At 60.0% G+C, this 18,914-nt stretch carries 17 protein-coding genes and 2 tRNA genes; 10 read left to right on the plus strand and 9 right to left on the minus strand.

Going from position 1 to position 18,914, the window contains the following annotated elements; genetic code table 11:
* The first annotated feature begins 6 nt into the window (after window positions 1–6).
* Together dusB and ACLM45_RS06230 are read left to right on the plus strand one after the other, a co-directional pair.
* The gene (gene dusB, locus ACLM45_RS06225) at window positions 7–1,023 is read left to right on the plus strand and encodes a tRNA dihydrouridine synthase DusB (RefSeq protein WP_415411154.1); all 1,017 of its coding nucleotides are present in this window, start codon (window positions 7–9) and stop codon (window positions 1,021–1,023) included.
* A complete protein-coding gene (locus ACLM45_RS06230) occupies window positions 1,020–3,035 on the plus strand; it encodes a glycosyltransferase (RefSeq protein WP_415411155.1) in 2,016 nt (671 codons plus the stop codon). Before dusB ends, ACLM45_RS06230 begins: the two co-directional genes overlap by 4 nt.
* 8 nt (window positions 3,036–3,043) lie before the next feature.
* On the opposite strand, the gene ACLM45_RS06235 is transcribed toward ACLM45_RS06230, so the two are convergent.
* Window positions 3,044–3,652 (minus strand): DUF4079 family protein, encoded by a 609-nt coding sequence (locus tag ACLM45_RS06235; protein WP_415411156.1) that lies wholly within the window; start codon window positions 3,650–3,652, stop codon window positions 3,044–3,046.
* A gap of 14 nt (window positions 3,653–3,666) precedes the next feature.
* Window positions 3,667–4,479 carry a precorrin-2 C(20)-methyltransferase gene (gene cobI / locus ACLM45_RS06240; RefSeq protein ID WP_415411157.1) on the minus strand — a complete coding sequence of 271 codons (813 nt, stop codon included), beginning with the start codon at window positions 4,477–4,479 and terminating at the stop codon, window positions 3,667–3,669.
* A 31-nt stretch (window positions 4,480–4,510) separates the two neighbouring features.
* On the opposite strand from cobI, the gene ACLM45_RS06245 reads away from it, so the two are divergent.
* Complete coding sequence (locus ACLM45_RS06245; protein WP_415411158.1) at window positions 4,511–5,047, plus strand: 1,2-dihydroxy-3-keto-5-methylthiopentene dioxygenase; 537 nt, start codon at window positions 4,511–4,513, stop codon at window positions 5,045–5,047.
* A gap of 94 nt (window positions 5,048–5,141) precedes the next feature.
* On the opposite strand, the gene ACLM45_RS06250 is transcribed toward ACLM45_RS06245, so the two are convergent.
* Entirely contained in the window at window positions 5,142–5,378 is a 237-nt protein-coding gene (locus tag ACLM45_RS06250; protein WP_415411159.1) for a hypothetical protein, read from the minus strand.
* 342 nt (window positions 5,379–5,720) lie between these two features.
* Here ACLM45_RS06250 and ACLM45_RS06255 point away from each other — a divergent pair, with 342 nt between their 5' ends.
* A complete protein-coding gene (locus ACLM45_RS06255; RefSeq protein ID WP_415411160.1) occupies window positions 5,721–5,903 on the plus strand; it encodes a hypothetical protein in 183 nt (60 codons plus the stop codon).
* 96 nt (window positions 5,904–5,999) lie between these two features.
* On the opposite strand, the gene ACLM45_RS06260 is transcribed toward ACLM45_RS06255, so the two are convergent.
* Window positions 6,000–6,650: a tRNA-(ms[2]io[6]A)-hydroxylase gene (locus ACLM45_RS06260; protein ID WP_415411161.1), complete on the minus strand. Its 651-nt coding sequence runs from the start codon at window positions 6,648–6,650 to the stop codon at window positions 6,000–6,002.
* Window positions 6,647–7,090, minus strand: coding sequence for a type II 3-dehydroquinate dehydratase (gene aroQ, locus ACLM45_RS06265; RefSeq protein WP_415411162.1), 444 nt, complete (start codon window positions 7,088–7,090; stop codon window positions 6,647–6,649). The genes ACLM45_RS06260 and aroQ overlap by 4 nt, the downstream gene beginning before the upstream one ends.
* Window positions 7,091–7,167: 77 nt before the next feature.
* Between aroQ and ACLM45_RS06270 the strand changes: the two genes are divergently transcribed.
* A tRNA-Tyr gene (locus tag ACLM45_RS06270) sits at window positions 7,168–7,249 on the plus strand.
* A gap of 10 nt (window positions 7,250–7,259) precedes the next feature.
* Window positions 7,260–7,331 (plus strand) — tRNA-Thr (locus tag ACLM45_RS06275).
* Here the strand turns inward: ACLM45_RS06275 and ACLM45_RS06280 are convergent.
* On the minus strand, window positions 7,313–8,767 hold the full coding sequence (locus ACLM45_RS06280; RefSeq protein WP_415411163.1) for a glycoside hydrolase family 13 protein: 1,455 nt from the start codon (window positions 8,765–8,767) through the stop codon (window positions 7,313–7,315). The genes ACLM45_RS06275 and ACLM45_RS06280 overlap by 19 nt on opposite strands.
* Before the next feature lie 52 nt (window positions 8,768–8,819).
* On the opposite strand from ACLM45_RS06280, the gene ACLM45_RS06285 reads away from it, so the two are divergent.
* A complete protein-coding gene (locus ACLM45_RS06285) occupies window positions 8,820–10,325 on the plus strand; it encodes an FGGY family carbohydrate kinase (protein ID WP_415411164.1) in 1,506 nt (501 codons plus the stop codon).
* Window positions 10,318–11,892: an FAD-dependent oxidoreductase gene (locus ACLM45_RS06290; RefSeq protein ID WP_415411368.1), complete on the plus strand. Its 1,575-nt coding sequence runs from the start codon at window positions 10,318–10,320 to the stop codon at window positions 11,890–11,892. Before ACLM45_RS06285 ends, ACLM45_RS06290 begins: the two co-directional genes overlap by 8 nt.
* A gap of 20 nt (window positions 11,893–11,912) precedes the next feature.
* Here ACLM45_RS06290 and ACLM45_RS06295 read toward each other — a convergent pair whose 3' ends face one another.
* Window positions 11,913–13,583 (minus strand): alpha-amylase family protein, encoded by a 1,671-nt coding sequence (locus tag ACLM45_RS06295; protein ID WP_415411165.1) that lies wholly within the window; start codon window positions 13,581–13,583, stop codon window positions 11,913–11,915.
* 87 nt (window positions 13,584–13,670) lie between these two features.
* Here ACLM45_RS06295 and ACLM45_RS06300 point away from each other — a divergent pair, with 87 nt between their 5' ends.
* A complete protein-coding gene (locus ACLM45_RS06300) occupies window positions 13,671–15,095 on the plus strand; it encodes an aldehyde dehydrogenase family protein (protein WP_415411166.1) in 1,425 nt (474 codons plus the stop codon).
* A 78-nt stretch (window positions 15,096–15,173) separates the two neighbouring features.
* The gene (locus ACLM45_RS06305) at window positions 15,174–16,250 is read left to right on the plus strand and encodes a LysM peptidoglycan-binding domain-containing protein (RefSeq protein WP_415411167.1); all 1,077 of its coding nucleotides are present in this window, start codon (window positions 15,174–15,176) and stop codon (window positions 16,248–16,250) included.
* Between the two features lie 8 nt (window positions 16,251–16,258).
* Here the strand turns inward: ACLM45_RS06305 and ACLM45_RS06310 are convergent, their stop codons facing one another.
* Together ACLM45_RS06310 and ACLM45_RS06315 are read right to left on the minus strand one after the other, a co-directional pair.
* Window positions 16,259–17,746, minus strand: a complete 1,488-nt coding sequence (locus ACLM45_RS06310; protein ID WP_006042094.1) for a RecQ family ATP-dependent DNA helicase — start codon at window positions 17,744–17,746, stop codon at window positions 16,259–16,261.
* 42 nt (window positions 17,747–17,788) lie between these two features.
* On the minus strand, window positions 17,789–18,820 hold the full coding sequence (locus tag ACLM45_RS06315) for a hypothetical protein (RefSeq protein ID WP_415411168.1): 1,032 nt from the start codon (window positions 18,818–18,820) through the stop codon (window positions 17,789–17,791).
* Window positions 18,821–18,914 lie beyond the last annotated feature (94 nt).

Raw genomic sequence — 18,914 nt, forward strand, 5'->3', positions numbered from 1 at the left:
GGTCCGATGCCCTCGGTACTGCATGCGGATCTGCATCTGAACGGCAGCAGCCAGACGCGTGTTCTGACAAGCAGAGTGCTGCAATCACCGCTTGCCGGCGTCAGTGACAAAATTTTCCGGGCCTTGGTGCGGCGTTGGAGCCGCGATGCACTGCTCTTCACCGAAATGGTCAATGCCACCAGCCTCGAGCTGGGTCATGGCCGCGGAAAAGTGGAGGAGCTCCGGCAGGAAGCAGGACCCATCGGTGTTCAACTGTTTGATCACAGGCCTGAGTCGATGGCGGATGCGGCGCGGCGAGCTGAGGATGCCGGCGCTTTTCTGATCGATATCAATATGGGATGCCCGGTGCGGAAGATCGCCCGGAAAGGCGGGGGCAGCGGCCTCATTCGTGATCCAGACCTGGCCTGCACAATCGTGGAGGCCGTGGTTGCCGCCGTCGGCATCCCTGTCACCGTGAAGACCCGTCTTGGATGGTGCAGTGTTCCTCAGGGCGGAGACAGCCACGCAGCGGCCATGGCTTGGTGCCGCAGGCTTGAAGCCGCCGGGGCCCAGCTGCTCACCTTGCATGGCCGCACCCGGGAACAACGCTTCAGCGGTCGCGCCGACTGGGAAGCGATCGCTGCGGTGAAACGCGCCCTAAGGATTCCTGTGATTGCTAACGGTGATGTGTTCAGTCCGGAGGATGCCCGGGAATGCCTTGGGGTCACCGATGCTGATGGTGTGATGGTTGGCCGGGGAACCATGGGTGCTCCTTGGCTTGTGGGTCAGATTGATGCCGCTCTGAAAGGGTTGCCGGTGCCTCCCACGCCCGGGGCAAGCGAACGCCTCATGATCGCTGCGGACCAGCTTCAAGCGCTCGTGGCGGCTCGCGGCGATCACGGTCTGCTGATCGCCAGGAAACACATGAGCTGGACCTGCACAGGATTCAACGGAGCGTCCCAATTTCGCCAGCAACTGATGCGAGCACCCACTCCAGATCAAGCCCTCAGTTTGTTGCGCCGGCAGCAAGACCAACTGGCATGAGCTGGCTGCCGCTGCTTGCCCTGATCTGGCCGGCCTGGCTGAGTCGAACACCGGAGCAGTCGAGCCCGATCTGGCGCAGACGAAGCCTGATCGTTCTGATCGGTGTCCTCACCCTGCGCTATCTGCTCTGGCGGGTCAGCGCAAGCCTGAATCTGAGCACCCCACTGAGCACAACCCTGAGCCTTCTATTGCTGGCCGCCGAAGGCTGGTTGCTTCTCAGCGGGATGGTGCCATTTGTGCTGGCTTGGCGTCGCTTCCCCGACCGCCGTCCAGCCATGCATCAGCTGCGGGAGCAATGGCGGCAAAGCCACTGGGCCCCATTGGTGGACATCCTCGTGCCCACCTACGGCGAACCCATCAATGTTCTGGAAAGAACGCTGATTGGTTGCTGTAGCCAAACCTACTCCCACACTCACGTGTGGGTCTTGGATGACAGCGGTCGCCAGGAGGTGAAAGCCCTGGCCTCTCGCCACGGCTGCACCTATGTGCATCGACCGGTCCGCTCCTCCGCCAAAGCGGGGAACCTGAACCATGGTCTGCGTCGTTGCCGAGGGGAGCTAGTGGCCGTCTTCGACGCCGATTTCATCCCACAGACCACGTTTCTCGAGAACAGCATCGGCTTTCTTCTGGATCCCGAGGTAGGGCTTCTACAGACACCCCAAACCTTCATCAACGCCGATCCTGTGATGAGGAATCTGAGAATGGAACGCTGGCTGCTCTCCGATGAGGAAAGCTTTTACCGCTGGATCGAACCTGTGCGTGACAGTTGGGGAGCGGTGGTCTGCGCCGGCACGGCATTCCTGGCTCGCCGATCTGCTCTCGACTCCGTGGGTGGTTTTGTGGAACGGGCGATCTCAGAAGATTTCGTCACCGGAATCAACCTCCGACGCAAGGGATGGAGACTCCTTTATCTGCAACAGAAGCTGAGCGCTGGTCTGGCAGCGGAGACCATGGCGGACTTCGTGCGCCAACGGCAGCGCTGGGCAAGCGGCACGCTCCAGAGCCTGCGGCTACCGGAGGGTCCTCTACGCGGAGGCGGCCTCACGCCCTGGCAAAGGGTGGCGTATCTCGAGGGCGTTGTGCACTGGATCAACAACGTGCCGCGATTGGTGCTGATCCTCATGCCTTTGAGCTACGGCCTCCTCGGGACTTTGCCGATCCTGATCACCGCTGACGATGCCGTCGGACTGCTATTACCCCTCTGGGGGACGCTTCTGATGGGAGTGGGCTGGTTGAACCGGGGGTCGCGCGCTGCTGTCTTGAGCGAACTCACGGGCTGGGTTCTCACCGTTCCGCTCACAGTGACCGTGCTGGCGAATTTGATGGGCCGCATCGGTGGATTCACGGTGACTCCAAAACACCAGCGGCGCGACCGGGGCAGCTGGAGCTTGCAACTCTCGCTACCCCTGTTGGCACTGCTGGCCCTCAACCTGTTCAATCTGCACGGTCTGCTCAAACCGCAAGCAGCTTTGGATTCCGCCGCATTCGACGGTCGCCCTCTCGGCCTTATGTGGGCTGTGCTCAACCTGCTGAGCCTCTTCATCGCTCTGCGCGCCTGCTGGGACCCCCCGTCCCAGGACCCCTCACCCTGGCAAGCCATCGAAACCCCGGCATGGTTTCAAGATGATGGAGGACATCGCCATGCCTGCACCCTCAAGGCCATCAGTGAAAGTGGAGCAGAGCTGGAACTGCACGCTGAAAGAACACCCCTAGTGGCCAGCTCCACCCTTGGCTGGTGCAAAGAGGTGCCCCCCCTACCGGTGCAACTGGAGACGGCCCGAGGACTGCAATTGGCGGTCCGCTGGGGCCCCTTGAGCCCTATGCAGCGAAAGCAGCTGATCCGCTGGCTGTTCTGCCGCCCGAACTGCTGGCGCGATCGCATGGCCCCCCCGGAATGGAAAGCCCTTGGAGCCCTGCTCACAAGGCTGTTCTCGGCACCATCGAGACGCCCCTTCGACCGATGCCTCATGCAGCAAACTGAAGTCAAGGGGTCAGGAAGCCGTATTGGTTGAAGCTCGCCCTAGCGCAACAGAAGGTCGCGGGTGCCGCTGATGGCCTGGGTGGCTAAGAGCAGGGCCACCAACAGATTGACCAGCACGTGAATCCGTCGCAGCCAGAGCCTTGCAGCAATTTCCCTCTGCACGGCCATGGTGAGCAGCAACAGCGCCAGGAGCAGCATTCCACCCCAGGTATGGGATTGCCAGATCAGGGTCCCCCCGTACGCCTTGCCAGCTCCAGGGAGGGCTTGCAGAACAATCAGAAGAAGCATCAGCCAGCAGCCCCAGGAACCGATCAGCCTTGGCACCAGACGCCTGGAGCGCAACAGAACCACAAACGAACCAACAGCAACAGAAGCCGCGGCGGCTGACGTGCCCCAAAGGGCCAAACTCGCCTGCCCCGAGGCCAAGGCATGGGTGAACGCCAGCAATACGGCCATCAGCAATCCACCGGTGGCCCAACGGCCGTGCTCCGCATGCTCAACGGGAACCGTGGCAGCGATGGGATTGATCTGAAGCCGCCGCTCCCTGGCCAGGATGCCGAGGCGGATGGTGGCACCGATCACGGGATACACAAACAAGATGATCAGCACTGGATGCGCCAGCGCCAGCCACTGCAGAGGAGTCAGCAAAAGAATGGATTCGGTCAGGGCAACACCTGGGGCCAGGACTGTCGGATGAGCAGAAGAGAAAAATAGGGTTTCGTGTCCTCAGAGACCTCGGCAGCGCGGGCAATCCACTGGTCAGGCCAACCCACCCGCTGGGCAAACACAGCCTGTTCAAGAAGGTTCCGCCGTTGAAGAACGGTGCGGACCCAGGGCCAGCGCTGCCCCACTTTGATCAGGCCGAGCACCGTGTGACTGTCGTCCGCCATCTGCAGAAGACGCTCTAGTGGACTGATGGAGTCAGGACATGGACGCATGAGAAAACCTTCCTGTTGTAAAGCCAACGGAAGATCCAATCCCAGCGCTGGTGCTGCAGCTGCAGCAGCACACACCGCAGGAATACCGGGGACAAGCCTAAAAGGAAGATCGGGATGCCGCTCTCGCAGGGCCAGCTGCACGTAACTTCCAGTCGCGAACAGGGAGACATCGCCCTCACAGAGAAGAACGACCTTGGAACCTTTGCCGACCACCTGGGCCAGTTGATCGGCAGCACTGCGCCATGCCGCAGTCCTGGGGCCCGCTTCCGCCACCATCGGGAACAACAGCGGCAACCGCTGCTGCTCAGGCTTCAGCCAACGCTCAGCAATGGTGAGCGCCATCCCAGTCCCTCCCTCCCGGCCCACGGGATAAGCCACCACATCCGCCAGCTCCAAGGCCCGCACTGCAGCAATCGTGAGCAGCTCCGGATCTCCGGGGCCTACACCCACAAGCGTGAGGGAATTCGACGATGGCCCTGAAGGATTGAGCAACGTTGAAAAAGTGGCAGCAACCGATCCAGCATGCTGAAACAACATCGACGACAGCACCCCAGCCAGGTTCTAAGCCATGAGTGAGCTGAGCATCTATTCCGAGCAAGCCGGCGAGCCGGTCTTGAACACGGTCGATCCAGCTCGCATCCAACAGGAGCTACGCCTGCGTGGCATCGCTTTTGATCGGTGCGCGAACAGGGCGAAGCTTGCGCATGATGCCGATCAAAACGCAATTCTCTCGACCTACGCCGAGGAGATCCAGCAGATCCAGGCCCTCGGTGGTTACTCCACCGTTGATGCCATCCGGATGCATCCAGATCATCCGGATCGAGAAGCCCTACGCCAGAAATTCCTAAGCGAACACATCCACGCTGAAGACGAAGTGCGTCTGTTCGTGGAAGGACGCGGCCTGTTTTGCCTGCATATCGACAACGAAGTGCTTCAGGTGAGATGCGAAGCCAATGACTGGATCAGCGTGCCGGCTGGAACCCGTCACTGGTTTGACATGGGCGCGAATCCATCGTTCTGCGCAATCCGTTTGTTCAACAACCCCAGCGGCTGGGTTGCCAACTTCACTGGAGAACCGATCGCCAGGCGGTTTCCAACGCTTTAATGCGCTGAAGGCATCGCGGTCCTATGGCTCTTGAAGCAAATCGCCTCAAGGCACCATCACCACCTTGAGGCTTCGCGGTTTGTCTTTATCGGCCTCAGGCGGCAAGAAGCAATCGGGCATCCACTGGAGACCTCAGCGCTTTGCTTCGACGGGTGCAAGCCGCATCCGCGGGAGGTTGATCACTCAGGAGCCAGGCTGCTTCGAGGTCGGCACAGCGACTGATCAGGTCGCGCACCAATGGGTTGGCTTTCAATCCATCCCATTGCTCATCAGTGGTGCCATTCCGTAGCGCCTGGAGGGAATCGGCAACAGCTGTTACGGGGTCAAGCATCGAAACCGAACGGCAATTGGGTCAATTTTAGAACTGACACGCGCTTACTGGCGAATCTCTTCAGACTTCTTTTGGACTCGCGTAGCGAAACCTTTCAAGACAGGACCCTGGCCCACGCAGTCCTGAAGGAAGGAGAACGCTTAGATCTTCATTGACTTGGTAATCACCAACACCAAAAACTCTTAACAATTGCAGCAGCAATCAACAACAATCTTCATGTCTCGCAAAGTCAAAGCATCGATGATTCACATGCCTTCACAAGGTGATGACTTGTTGACGTTCACTCGTTGCATCGGCGCAACCGAGGAATGATGTTCATAACCAAGAGGCATAGGAGAATCCATGGCTCGTCGTCGCGCCTTCTCAAACACTGAGGCTGGAAATCCTAAAAATCTCTATGAAGCTCTGATTGCAATCGGCATTTGCATCACCTTTGCAGGCATCTTCAGCACGAGCTATTTAGCAATTCTGGAAGGAACCAGGGCACCGTTCCAGGCATGGATCACCGGCGGTACATTTTTTTAAGCCACAACAGAAAAATTAGCGCTTTGCTGATCACTCAGCTCTGCACCATGGTTCCAGAAACAGATTGAATGTTCCAACCAAGGATCACCGAGACGATCAAAAGATCACACCAACGGAATGCATCCTCACGTCCTCAGGGCAGCTCAGGTCTCCTCTGAGCGCATCAACCTCTGCCGCTGCTAGCTGCTCCAACCGTGGAATGATCACATCACGCGGATAGCGCTGCTCACACAGCACCCAGTAGAGACCGAAGTGACGCGCCTCACTCTTCAAAAGGCCGCCGTAAAGCTCTCTCAACCCAGGGTCAGGACTGTTTTGGGCCAGCAACGCCATGCGTTCGTGGCTTCGGGCCTCAATCAATCCTGCGATCAGGAAGGAATCCAGCATGCGCTCGGGCTCTCCCCGTCGAACCTGCTTGGCAAGAAGGGCTCCATAGGCAGGAGAACGGAGCGGCTCCAGATAACGACCTCTTGATTTGAGCAGCGCCAGCACCTGCTCAAAATGCTCCAGCTCTTCCCGCGCCAAAGGGCTAAGAACTTCGCCCAGACCAGGTTCACAGAGATAACGGAACATCAACTGAACCGCTGATCCAGCTGCCTTGCGCTCGCAGTGGGCATGGTCAATCAACACCTCCATGGGCCTGGCATTGGCTTGCTCAACCCAGCGCACACTCGTTGGAGCCGCCAACCAGCGGATCGAGGCAATCAATGGGACTGAGCGGTCCATCGTTGAACTGGTGATGCTCATGCCTTTGCTCCTCTGAGGTAGTTCACCAAGCCGTCAAAAGCCATGGTGTAACTGAAGGCGCCGAACCCACACACCACGCCCAAAGCACAGTCGGCGAGATAGGAGTGATGACGAAACGTCTCGCGCGCATGTGTATTGCTCAAATGCACTTCCACGAAAGGAATCGCCACCCCCAGAAGAGCATCGCGCAGCGCAATGGAGGTGTGGGTGTACGCACCGGCATTGATCAGGATCCCGTCCACTGAGCCCATCGCCTCATGGACCCGTTCCACCAGAGCACCCTCAAAATTGCTTTGAAACGTTTCGAGTTGCACCTCAGCCGCTCTGGCCAGATCCCTCAAGCACGTTTCGATGTCAGGAAGCGTCTGGTGCCCGTAAAGGCCAGGTTCCCGCTGGCCCAGCAGATTGATGTTGGGGCCGTTGAGCAGAAGCAGACGCATCACTCGCAGGAACGATGGCCCCTGATCGTATCGACCACCCCTGTCATGTGAGCTGGTAAGTTCTTCCGGTGTGGTTCGGGTCGGTGCCCGAGTGGTTAATGGGGGCGGACTGTAAATCCGCTGGCTCTGCCTACGTTGGTTCAAATCCAACCCGGCCCATCCACCACATGCCCTTGTAGCTCAGCGGTAGAGCACTCCCTTGGTAAGGGAGAGGTCTCGAGTTCAAGTCTCGACAAGGGCTTCAATCTCCTCTCCGGGCACCGAGGAGAACACAACAGCTGACTGCGGTCCCAGCATCTGATCACTGGCGTCGATGCTGCCGGCACTCCAGACAACATGTGCGAATTTCTCTGGACAATTGAGGCGGCGGCGGCGGCTTCGGTTGATGAACACCGACACAGTTGGACTGCGGCAAGACCGCCCCAGCAAACCGTCCTCATCTAGCGCATGCCAGCTCCAACCGTCAGCGATGCGGCCAGCGAGCGAACGCCTCAGCCCGAACAGGTCCCTCACCATCTGCCGGAGGTCCTGAGGAACAGGTCCCGACCAGGGGTAGGCCTCACGGCACCCTGGCTCTGGGCCTCCGCTTAAACCCATCTCGGTGCCGTAGTAAAGGCAGGGAGCTCCAGGTTGGAGGCACAACAAAAGCAAAGCCAGTCGAAGCGCGTTGGCGTCCCCCCGCAGGGTGTGCAGAGCCCTGGGAACGTCGTGACTGTCGAGCAGGTTGAGCTGGCTGCGGTTCACCGCAGAGGAATACCAACCCAAGGTCTGGTCCACGCAGGTGATCCAATCCTCCCCATCCAGACGGTTGAGCGGGTACATCGGATTGCGGTAGCCCGACCTCAACCTGGCACCAGCAGCCCAGCACAAGCTGCTCCAGCCCAGGCGGTAATTCATCACGCCATCAAACTGATCGCCCTGCAACCAGGGACGGGCGTCTCCCCAGATCTCCCCAACAATCCATGCGTTCGGATTCACCTCCTTCACCATGCGGTGAAAATCGACCCAGAACGCATGGGGAACCTCATCCGGGACATCCAAGCGCCATCCGTCGATGCCGCGTTCAAGCCAGTGCCGACCCGCCGCTAGCAGATGATCTTGGACTGCTGGATTGGCGTGGTTGAACTTAGGTAGCGCAGGATCATTCCACCAGCAGCTGTATCCGCACGACTGACCCTTACGTGGGTAGGGGATCAGGGGCCACTGATGCACCGTGAACCAGTCCACATATGGAGATGACGGACCGTTCTCCAGCAGGTGGTGAAAAGCCCAGAAGCCGCGGCCGCAATGATTGAACACGCCATCGAGGATGAGGCGCATGCCGCGGCCATGCAGCGCTTCAATCAAGGCATCCAGAGCAGCATCCCCCCCCAGCAGAGGATCCACCTGGAAATAGTCGTAGGCGTGATAACGGTGATTGGCGGCTGAACTGAACACAGGGGTGAGATACAGACAGGTGACACCCAGCTCCTGCAGGTGATCGAGAGCATCGAGCACGCCAAGCAAATCACCCCCCTGGAACCCCTGCTCCTGAGGGCTGTTGCTCCAGGGCTGCAAGGCGAGGCTGGATTGCGCCTTCACCCTTCCGCTGCGCCGGAATCGATCGGGAAAAATCTGATACACCACGGCTTCAGACACCCAAGCGGGAGTGCTTGCCGTTGAGACATCCCGAAGCATGGTCTTTGCAGCCGGGCACTACCACCGCTAGCACTTAATAAACAGGAGCGCCATGGTTAGCTCGCCTCTCCTGCTGGCACTGGATCAAGGCACCAGCAGCTCACGCGCTGTTCTATTTGATGCGCAGGGGCATGCGGTGGCCAGCGCCTCTGCGCCCCTGAATATCCACTACCCCGCTGATGGCTGGGTCGAACAGGAGCCCATGGAGATTTGGGCCAGTCAGCGCCAGGCCTTGGCACGTCTGGAGCAGACAATCACCGCAGAGCAACGCCAAGCGGTGGTGGCCTGCGGCATCACCAATCAGCGCGAAACCACCATCCTCTGGCGCCGCAGCGACGGCTCTCCCTGCGGTCCAGCTCTGGTCTGGCAGGACGGGCGCACAGCCGATGTCTGCGCAGCCTGGAAACGGGCAGGACTGGAAGGGGACTGGCGGACCCGCACAGGCCTGATGCTCGACCCCTATTTCAGCGCCAGCAAGATCCACTGGCTGCTTCAGCACCACAACGCCGCCGCCAGCGCGGCAGCCCAAGGAGATCTCTGCTTCGGGACGGTGGAAAGCTGGCTGCTGTGGCACTTGAGCGGGGCACGTCGCCACTGCTCCGACATGAGCAATGCCAGTCGCACCCTGCTCATGGATCTTGAACAGCGCCAATGGGTGCCTGCGTTCTGTGATCACATTGGGCTACCCACCAGCGCCTTACCCGATCTCGTGCCCTGCCGCGGTGACTTCGGCGCGATCGCCAGCGACTGCCCCTTCGCCGGAGTGCCGATCTGTGCACTCCTGGGCGACCAGCAGGCTGCAACCCTCGGACAACTCTGCCTGGAACCAGGGGAAGCCAAATGCACCTATGGAACCGGTGCCTTCCTGGTGATCAACACCGGGACGGAGATCAAGCGCAGTGACGCTGGGCTGCTGAGCACTCTCGGCTGGACTGATGACCAGGGCACTCCCACGTATTGCCTGGAGGGCAGCCTTTTCAATGCCGGCACCGTCGTGCAGTGGCTTCGCGATGGATTGGAGATCATTCCCACAGCAGATGAGGTGAACCGTCTCGCCCTCAGTGTTGAAAACGCCGCGGGGGTGATGCTCGTACCGGCCTTCACAGGCTGGGGCACACCCCACTGGGATCCCCAGGCACGAGGTCTGCTGATTGGCCTCACCCGCGACAGCCGAAGGGGACACATCGCCCGTGCCGCGCTCGAGGGAATCGCCCTCTCCGTGGCGGGGTTGGTTCGACTGGCCGAGGATGCCATCGGCCATGGACTGGGAGAACTGGCCGTCGATGGCGGTGCAGCCGCCTCAGATCCCCTTCTCCAGGCCCAGGCCGACAGCACAGGGCTGCGCGTGCGGCGCCCATCGCAGCTGGAAAGCACCGCACGGGGCGTCGCCTTGCTTGCAGGCCTTCAGTGCGACGTCGTTCCCGACCTTCAGGTCCTTCTTCCCCAGCGTCAACAGAACACCCAACTGTTCAGGCCTCGTCTTGATACTGATGAGCGCCAGACTTGGTTACGACGGTGGGATGACGCCGTTTCACGGAGCCTCCACTGGCATGAATGACACGTGCTTCGATCTCCTGGTGATCGGCGGAGGCGCCAGCGGTGCCTGCGTTGCCTACGAGGGCGTGCGCCGCGGCCTGCGTGTGGCCCTGCTGGAAAGCCATGACCTGGGAGGAGGCACCAGTTGCCGCAGCACCAAGTTGCTGCACGGAGGGGTTCGTTACCTCGAGCTTGCGTTCAAAACCGCCGACACGGCGCAGCTGCGATTGGTCAGAGAAGCCTTGCTGGAGCGGGGACACTGGCTCCAGCAAGCTCCTTTCCTAGCCAAACGCCTCGAACTGGCCCTGCCCACGGGCGGAGTGATCGGCCAGGCCTACTACCGCCTCGGGCTGGGCCTTTACGACGCACTCTCGGGCCGCTCAGGGATTGGAAGCAGTCGCCTGCTCTCAAGCCAACAGCTGCGCCATGCCCTCCCCGCCCTTCGAGACGACATCACGCGGGGGGTGGCCTACAGCGACGGGCAGTTTGATGACGCGCGCCTCAACCTCCTGATGGCACTCACCGCGGAACAAGCGGGCGCGGTCGTGCGCACCCGTACGCGGGTCGTCGCCCTGGAAACCGACAGCAGCGGAAGGCTCTGCGGAGCGATCAGCGAAAGCACGGGCGGTCAAAGCGAACGTTGGCAGGCGAGGGTTGTGGTGAATGCCACTGGGATCCACTCCGACACGATCCGGAGGATGGCAGATCCCTCCTGCGAGAAGAGGATGCTCACCAGCCGTGGCATCCACCTCGTGCTCAAGCAAACCCTTTGCCCGGAGGGAATCGGCCTGCTGCTGCCGTCTACCGATGACGGACGGGTGCTGTTCATGCTTCCGTTCTTCGGGCGAACCCTGGTGGGCACAACCGACACCCCCTGCCCCCAGGAGCAGGCCTCCTCTCCATCAGAGAACGAAGTGAAGTACCTGCTGGATTATGTACAGCGCTGGTTTCCTGCACTCAACAACATCGACGTAGGCAGCTGCTGGGCCGGGGGACGCCCTCTGCTGAAGCCTGCAGGTGCCGATGTGAACAGCAGTCGCGTCGTGCGCGAGCACGAGGTGGAGACTCTGGCCTGCGGATTGGTCAGTGTGATGGGAGGCAAATGGACCACCTGCCGGCCCATGGCCATCGATACTCTCCAAGCAGTGGAGCAGCAGCTCGGGCACGCCCTTCAAGCGCCTGGGATGTTGCCTCTGATCGGCAGCGCCCCAGATTCCCTGCAAACACCTGCTCTGCTCCAGAGCCAGGAGGCCTCTCTGGAAACACTGTTGCCAGACACGCCTCAGCGCCAGCAGCAGGTCGCCCACCTACTGGGCAACCATGGGCTTGCAGCACCACACCTGGTGTCGAGCTGGTCTGACGACGACCGACAGCCCCTCAGCGATGTGATTCCTGTCTGCCGAGGCGAGCTGCGTCATGCGATCACCCATGAGCATGCGCGAGGCGTCACTGATCTGCTCTGCCGCCGCACACGTCTGGCCATGGTGGATCAGCAGGATGCCGAGCGACTGCGCCCGGAGGTGAGCGAACTCCTGGCTCAGGCTGGCCACGGCAGTGCTGATGCTGGCGTCCTGGATCTGTCCCGCTGAACGCGGGCCGCTCGCGCCCGTCAGCTGTCCTGCAAGGCTTCGTTCTGCTCTTCAACCTCACCCAGCAACCACCAGTTGAAGCCGTGGGCCGGCAAATACACAAACCAGTCTGCGCTGGCGGGTGGGTATTCACAACCCCACATCACTTCCCGGGTTCGCTCTCCCTCCCATCGGCTGAGATCGAGTTGAAGCGACGCTCCTGCCGCCGAAAGATTCGCCGCCACCAGCACGGTCATCGATCCGTCGCAGCGCACATAGCTGATCACACTGGGATGAACGCTCGGGAGCAGCTCGAAATCACCATGGCGCAAGGCCGGCAACAACCGCCGGCAGGTGAGCATGCGCCGGTGCCAGTTGAGCAGTGACCCTGGAAGCTGTTTCTGCACTTCCACATTCACCACCCGGTAGTCGTATCCAGGCGCTGTGATGGGCGGCAACACGAGCAGTGGGTCCGGGGCCGACGAGAAGCCTCCATTCCGGGCCGGTGTCCAGGCCATGGGTGTGCGATTGGGATCCCGGTCCCTCAATCCGGGCCAGTCCCCCATCCCCAGCTCATCGCCGTAATAAAGACAAGGCATCCCCGGCAGGCTGTAGAGAAGTCCGTGCAACACACGGTTCGAACCTGGATCGCCATTAAGCAAAGGAGCTAAGCGGCGATTAATGCCCCAGTTGAGCCAGTGACCCTGGCCCTGATGAAGCCCAGCTCGAATGATTTGGATCACCTCCTCGGGAATCAGATGACCATCTCCAAGCCAGAGCTCATCGTGATTGCGCAGGGGTAAAGCCCAGCGGCAGCCGCACACGGCGTCCTGGGCATCCTGAAGACACTGACGCAGATGCTCCGTGGAACCGCTGGCAATGGCCGCGAACAGATGAGCCGTGAGAACAAAATTGAACGCACCATGCAATTCATCGTCCGCGAGATAGGGCGCTGCCTCCTGCACCGGTTGGATTGCCTCGGCCAACAGGAGAACATCGCGGCCATGAGAATCCACCCGCTCACGCAACCGCTTCAAAAAGGCATGCGTCTCCGGCAAGCCCTCGCAACGTGAATTCTCCTCTTCGCAGAGAAAGGGCACCGCATCCAGACGGAAACCATCAACACCACGCTCGATCCAGAAATCGACAACCTCGAGCATCTCGTCTTGCACCAGGGGGTTGGCGTAATTGAGGTCGGGCTGATGACGCAGGAACCGGTGGAGGTAGTACTGCCCCGCCACGTCATCCCATTCCCAATTGGACGATTCGAAGTGGCGGAACAGAACGGGAGCGTCCGCATAGCGATGGGGATCGTCGCTCCAGACGTACACCTCTCTCTCAGGCGTGCCCTGTGGTGCCCAGCGCGCCCTCTGAAACCAGGGGTGAAGCGCGCTGGTGTGATTCAGCACCAGATCCATCACCACCTTCAGACCATGCCCATGGGCTGCGGTGAGAAAACGATGAAAGGCCGCCAGATCTCCCAGATCTGGATGGATCGCCTTGAAATCAGTGATGTCATACCCACCGTCCTGGAGGGGGGATGGGTAGACCGGAGTCAGCCAAATCGCTTCCACGCCAAGCCAGCGCAGATAAGGCAAACGACTCGACAGCCCCTGCAGATCTCCCACGCCATCGCCGTTGCCATCGGCATAGCTGCGCACGATCAATTGATAGATCACGGCGCCGTTCCACCACCGCTGCTGCTTCGGCATCCGACTGATGCTTGCTCACTCCGTAGTAATGACGACGGAGGCTTCCGTCATCCCCTTCGCAATGGATGCAAGGGAAGACCTGCAAACATGCAACGGTCGCAGGGAACCGTGATGGTTCAGATCACCGGGACCAGTCCCTTCTCAGCTACAGATCTCGAAGCACTGCGCGCCCCTGTGGTGAAAGGGACAAGCCGCCCAGAAGTCTGGCGACGGCTCCAACTGGATCGCTTGCATTCCCTCGTCTGTGACCACGAGCAGGAGGTGTTGGACGCGCTGCATCAGGATCTGGCCAAACCGCCACTCGAAGGGATGGCCGAGGTGGTGTCCCTGCTGCAGGAATTGAAACTAGCCCGACGGAACCTGCGCCGATGGATGCGCCCTCAATCGGTCCGGGTCCCAATCGTGCAGCAGCCCGGACGCGCCCAGCTGATCCGGGAACCACTTGGCTGCGTGCTTCTCATCGGGCCCTGGAATTTGCCCTTCAGTCTTACGTTCTGGCCTTTGGTTAGCGCACTGGCCGCAGGAAATACAGCTGTAATCAAGCCGTCTGAGCAGGCACCGGCTACAGCGGAGCTGATTGAACGACTGGTGCCGCTCCACTTTCCCAGCGATGTGGTCCAGGTCGTGAACGGGGACGCCCGCGTGGCGGCGGATCTGGTCAGACTCCGTTTTGATCACATTTTTTTCACCGGAGGGGGGCGGATTGGAGCCAAAGTTCTTGAAGGAGCAGCGGCCAATCTCACACCGGTGACCCTGGAACTCGGAGGCAAGAACCCTGCCGTGGTTCTCGCAGGGGCCGATCTGGAGGTCACCGCACGGCGACTGATCTGGGGAAAGGGATTTAACGCAGGACAAGCCTGTGTGGCGCCCGATCACATCCTTGTGGAACACAGTCTGAAAGGTCCACTCCTCCAGGCCATGACGGACCAGCGTCACGCGCTCTACGGCACCAACCCCCTGGAATCAGAGCACATGGCTTCACTGATTTCTGAGCGTCACTACAAACGTTTGGCGGGCTTGATCAAAACAGCACAGGACGACGGACGCGTCCTCCTTGGTGGGGAATGTGATGAAACCCGCCGCAGGATTGCCCCAACGTTGATCAGCATCCAAAACAACACTGACCCGCTGATGGCCGATGAACTGTTCGGTCCTCTTCTTCCTGTGATTGAAATCGATGATTTCAACGATGCAATCACCCGCATCCAAAGTCAGGACAAGCCTCTCGCTATTTATCTGTTTGGTGGAGATCCTGACGAGCAGAAACGCCTCCTGCGCAGCACGAGTTCCGGGACCGTCTGTTTCAACGATGTCATCCTCCAGGCTGGCGTCCCAGGTCTTGCTTTCGGAGGTGTTGGGGCCAGTGGCATGGGATCCCATCACGGCGAAGCAGGGTTCCGCACTTTTTCGCATGAACGCTCGGTTCTGAAACGCTCGTTCTGGCTCGATCTACCGCAGAGATATCCTCCCTACACACTGAAGCCGGAAACATTTCGCCGACTTTTGAGCTGAGATTCGTTGACGAGCGTATGAAGCAGGGCTGGCGTCCTGTGGATGGCACCTTATGTTTCGCCCATCTATTGGAGATGTATGCGCCGCACCCTCGTAGCACTCCTTGCCTTGATGGCCCTCTCGGGCCTTCCTTCCGGCGCAGCAAACATAACGGTCAGAGGCGGAGACACCCTCTCCGATATCGCTGAACGCTATGGCGTATCGATCGGCAGCTTGATGCGTGTGAACGGCCTGCGCGACTCAAACCATGTCGAGGCGGGGCAGACCCTGCGTCTTCCAGAGGGAGCAGCCGCAGGATTCACAGCTGGGAAGGGGCGGCATACGGTGCGTTCGGGAGACACTCTTGGTGCGATCGCTCTGCAGTACCGCGTCAGTGAGCGCCAATTAATGGTGTTGAACGGCCTCGCCAGTGCCGATCATGTGGAGAAAGGCCAAACGCTGAAACTGCCTAGCAATGCAGTTTTGCCAAAACCGAAAACAGCCGCCAAACCCAAACTCAAGCCAGTACCGGTGAAGGCAGACCCCAATGCCACCAGTCACACCGTGGCTCGCGGCCAGACCCTGACGCAAATTGCCAAGGCCTACAAAGTCCCTGTCGCATCGCTAGTCAGCATCAATTCCATTGCGAATCCCAACCAGGTGACCGTGGGCACCAAGCTCATGCTTCGAGCCAGCGAAACCCAACCAGCCGCCGCGGTGGCCACCAGGGATCAACCTGAAACAGCAGCCGTTCCTGAGACGACTGTGCAACCCAAGCCCAAGCCCAAGGCGTCAGCAGCCGAAATCAAAACGAACACAACTATCAAGCCCAAAACCAAGACAGCATCCAAGACCAAGACAGCAACCAAGGCCAAACCAGTCATCACCGCAAAAGCCGACGTCTCGAAGACCTCACCAGGCATCCAACCGAACAAAGCTGACTGGAAGACCTATGGCCCCCTTCAGGTGGACTGGGGTAACTGGCAGTTAATGGGAGGCAGTGACGTCGCACCCACGCTTAACAGTGATGGGCAGTCTCTGTATGTGGCCGTGAACTGCGCCGCAGAGAAGATCAACGTGACGGCCGCCAATGGAAGCTGGAAGACCTGGAGCTCACCCCAGAAGGAGTTCGAACGCGACCTGTTGAAGGACCGCTGCAAGACCGCGAAGAGCTGACGCCTGAATCAAGCTGCATAAAGAAGGGGCCAGGGGCGATGGAGAAACCGTCGGCCACTTTCCCTGATGTAAAGGCGCTGGTTGCCATCATCACTTTCCTGAATCAGCTCTTCCTGAACCAGACGACGGGCAAGCCAACCCCAGTGAGCCGATTGCCCCTCCTCGATATTGAGAGCATCACTGAGATGCCTGACATCCGTCCCGCGTGCAACAGCCAGTTTTTCCAGCAGGATCTGCGCTTCATCTGACCAGTTCTGCCGATGACACTCCATCTGGCATCGATCGCAGCGACCGCAGGGAGGGACAAGCTCACCGACTGAGAGCAGCAGTGCCTGTTCCCGGCAGCCCTCCCCTTCGGCCACAGCCTCCATTCGACGCAACTGCCGCTGGGCAAGCTCAACCCGATGGGCCTCGTCTGCGGAATCACTGGCTTGTGATCGACGCAATGAGGCTTGCATCGCCCTGCCGAGGCTCGTGCGATCAGCGGGTGAGAAGAGCACCAAGCAGTGAGCCGGCAATCCATCACGACCGGCACGACCCGATTCCTGCAGATAACCCTCAGGGGTACTCGGCAGATCAAGGTGGAGAACCAAACCCACATCCGAGCGATCGACGCCCATTCCGAAGGCGACCGTGGCGACAAGCACGGGATCGTTGCTGCCGAGAAAATGCTCAAGGGCCCGCAGTCGCACGTCCGGCTCGAGACCAGCGTGGTACGAGATGGCCTCAATGCCGGTTGAGCGGAGCCTCTCGGTCCACTGCTCGACTGAACGACGCGTCCGGGCATAGATAAGGGAAGCGCCTCTGGCTTGTTGGATAGCCGCAACCACCTCCTGGAGAGGATCTTTCACACGCCTGCGCATGGCGTAGTGCAGATTGCGTCGACGGGCTGATGCCACCTGAATGAGAGGACGACGGAGATGCAACAGGCGGAGGATGTCGGCGCGAACGCGTGGTGCTGCTGTGGCGCTGAGCGCCACCATCGGCACACCTGGGCAGAGATCCCTCAACTGGCCAAGGCGTCGGTAATCCGGACGGAAGTCATGCCCCCAGGCACTGATGCAGTGAGCTTCGTCCACTGCGAAAGCAACCAACTGACCGGATGCCGCCTGCTCCTGCAGCAGAGAACGGATCGCTTCCCCCTGCAGCCGTTCGGGTGCGAGATACAGAAGTCTGAGGGTTCCTGCATCGATCTGTTCGAGGATGCGACGACGCTGCTCGAGCTCGATTCCGCCATGCAAACAGGCCGCCTCAATCCCCCGGCGGCGAAGCTGAAGCACCTGATCTTCCATCAGAGCCACCAGCGGTGAGATCACCACCACCAAGCCAGCGCGAACGAGAGCCGGAAGTTGATAGCAGAGAGACTTGCCGCCGCCGGTCGGCAGCACCGCCAAGCAATCCTTGCCAGCAAGGAGACACTCCACCACTGGACGCTGGCCCGATCGGAAGGATGACCATCCGTAATAACGCTGCAGCGTCGTCAGCAGCAAATCCACGACACACTACAGGTGGTGTATCCACCATACCCAGCGCCAGATCTAGAGAACAGGTGGCTCCAGTTGATCCGGTGATTCCTCCACCAGTTGCAAGCGAACCCGCTTTCCACCAGCCAGTTCCCCTAAAGAGACGCGCATGGTGGCTCCACTGAGGCTTTGCAGCGCAGAGAGAACATCCCTCAAATAGGGCGTGCTGCTCCCACTCTCCACCCAGAGCCGCTCTTGAAGACCGCCGAGTCGTCTCCAGGAGGTATGCAGCTTGAGCACAGCGGACTCCAGAGCATGGGCCTGACCAACGGCATCCGCAAGGAGGCCAAGCGCATCCAACCTCTGGGCCTCCTGCATCGCCTTCTCAAGATCCAGTTCACCCTGTTGAAACGCACGCACGGCCTCTCCCGATTCAGTGGCTTTAGTGATCCATCGCGCTGTGTGGGTGACATCTTTGATGCGATCGAGCTCTGGCTCATCGCGAAGAACCTTACGCAGATCCTCTTGCTGGGGCTCGGGAAGCTTGGCGAGCTCCCTCACCAAAGGCGCCACCGCCTTCGGAGGAAGAAGGTTCTGTTGCGTCCGCTCACGGATCTCCTCTGGCAGAAGGGGGCTCGTCGCCGCAGTGAACTCATCAGTCAACCGTCGCACCTGCTTCCGGGTGATCTCTTGTCCCTCATTGGCTGCTTCCGAGATCATCAGCTGCACCTCCGGTTCAGCCAAGGAGGTTTCCATGAAGGCTCTTTTCGAAAACTGATTGACACTGGTCGGCTCCAAAACGCCGTCACCAAGCATCTGTTCGGCCGATTCCGCCAGCTGGATCAGGCCATAAGCCCGCGTCTTGCTGATCTCTTGCTCTCTAAGCCACTGCAGAAAACCGGCACCACGCCCCTCACCTCCACGCTTCTCACGATCACGTACAGCCTTAAGAATGCGCCCTCTCCAGATCTCAGTCTGAAGGTCGAATTTGTCGCAGACGGTCCATGCCTCTTCCAGCTTGGCCAGAAACTCCATGGTGCTGATGTCGTCCTGCTCCGGATCGGGCAGATCGAGCTCCAATAGTGGAGATTTAGGAGACGAGGGCAACACGAACCGCAGCACAACAGACGTTGGATGCTGCCATGGAAACCGACCGAACTAGCAGAGCCTTGGGACGACATTGTGTGACGCTCAGGCACCG

Origin of the sequence: Synechococcus sp. A10-1-5-9 (assembly GCF_047716785.1) — a bacterium.
Classification (GTDB): Bacteria; Cyanobacteriota; Cyanobacteriia; order PCC-6307; family Cyanobiaceae; genus Synechococcus_C.

Coding starts and splice junctions, on each gene's coding strand:
- dusB (WP_415411154.1), top strand. CDS start 7: ATGCCCTCGGTACTGCATGCGGATCTGCATCTGAACGGCAGCAGCCAG.
- ACLM45_RS06230 (WP_415411155.1), top strand. CDS start 1,020: ATGAGCTGGCTGCCGCTGCTTGCCCTGATCTGGCCGGCCTGGCTGAGT.
- cobI (WP_415411157.1), bottom strand. CDS start 4,479: ATGTTGTTTCAGCATGCTGGATCGGTTGCTGCCACTTTTTCAACGTTG.
- ACLM45_RS06245 (WP_415411158.1), top strand. CDS start 4,511: ATGAGTGAGCTGAGCATCTATTCCGAGCAAGCCGGCGAGCCGGTCTTG.
- ACLM45_RS06250 (WP_415411159.1), bottom strand. CDS start 5,378: ATGCTTGACCCCGTAACAGCTGTTGCCGATTCCCTCCAGGCGCTACGG.
- ACLM45_RS06255 (WP_415411160.1), top strand. CDS start 5,721: ATGGCTCGTCGTCGCGCCTTCTCAAACACTGAGGCTGGAAATCCTAAA.
- ACLM45_RS06260 (WP_415411161.1), bottom strand. CDS start 6,650: ATGAGCATCACCAGTTCAACGATGGACCGCTCAGTCCCATTGATTGCC.
- aroQ (WP_415411162.1), bottom strand. CDS start 7,090: ATGCGTCTGCTTCTGCTCAACGGCCCCAACATCAATCTGCTGGGCCAG.
- ACLM45_RS06280 (WP_415411163.1), bottom strand. CDS start 8,767: ATGCTTCGGGATGTCTCAACGGCAAGCACTCCCGCTTGGGTGTCTGAA.
- ACLM45_RS06285 (WP_415411164.1), top strand. CDS start 8,820: ATGGTTAGCTCGCCTCTCCTGCTGGCACTGGATCAAGGCACCAGCAGC.
- ACLM45_RS06290 (WP_415411368.1), top strand. CDS start 10,318: ATGAATGACACGTGCTTCGATCTCCTGGTGATCGGCGGAGGCGCCAGC.
- ACLM45_RS06295 (WP_415411165.1), bottom strand. CDS start 13,583: ATGCCGAAGCAGCAGCGGTGGTGGAACGGCGCCGTGATCTATCAATTG.
- ACLM45_RS06300 (WP_415411166.1), top strand. CDS start 13,671: ATGCAACGGTCGCAGGGAACCGTGATGGTTCAGATCACCGGGACCAGT.
- ACLM45_RS06305 (WP_415411167.1), top strand. CDS start 15,174: ATGCGCCGCACCCTCGTAGCACTCCTTGCCTTGATGGCCCTCTCGGGC.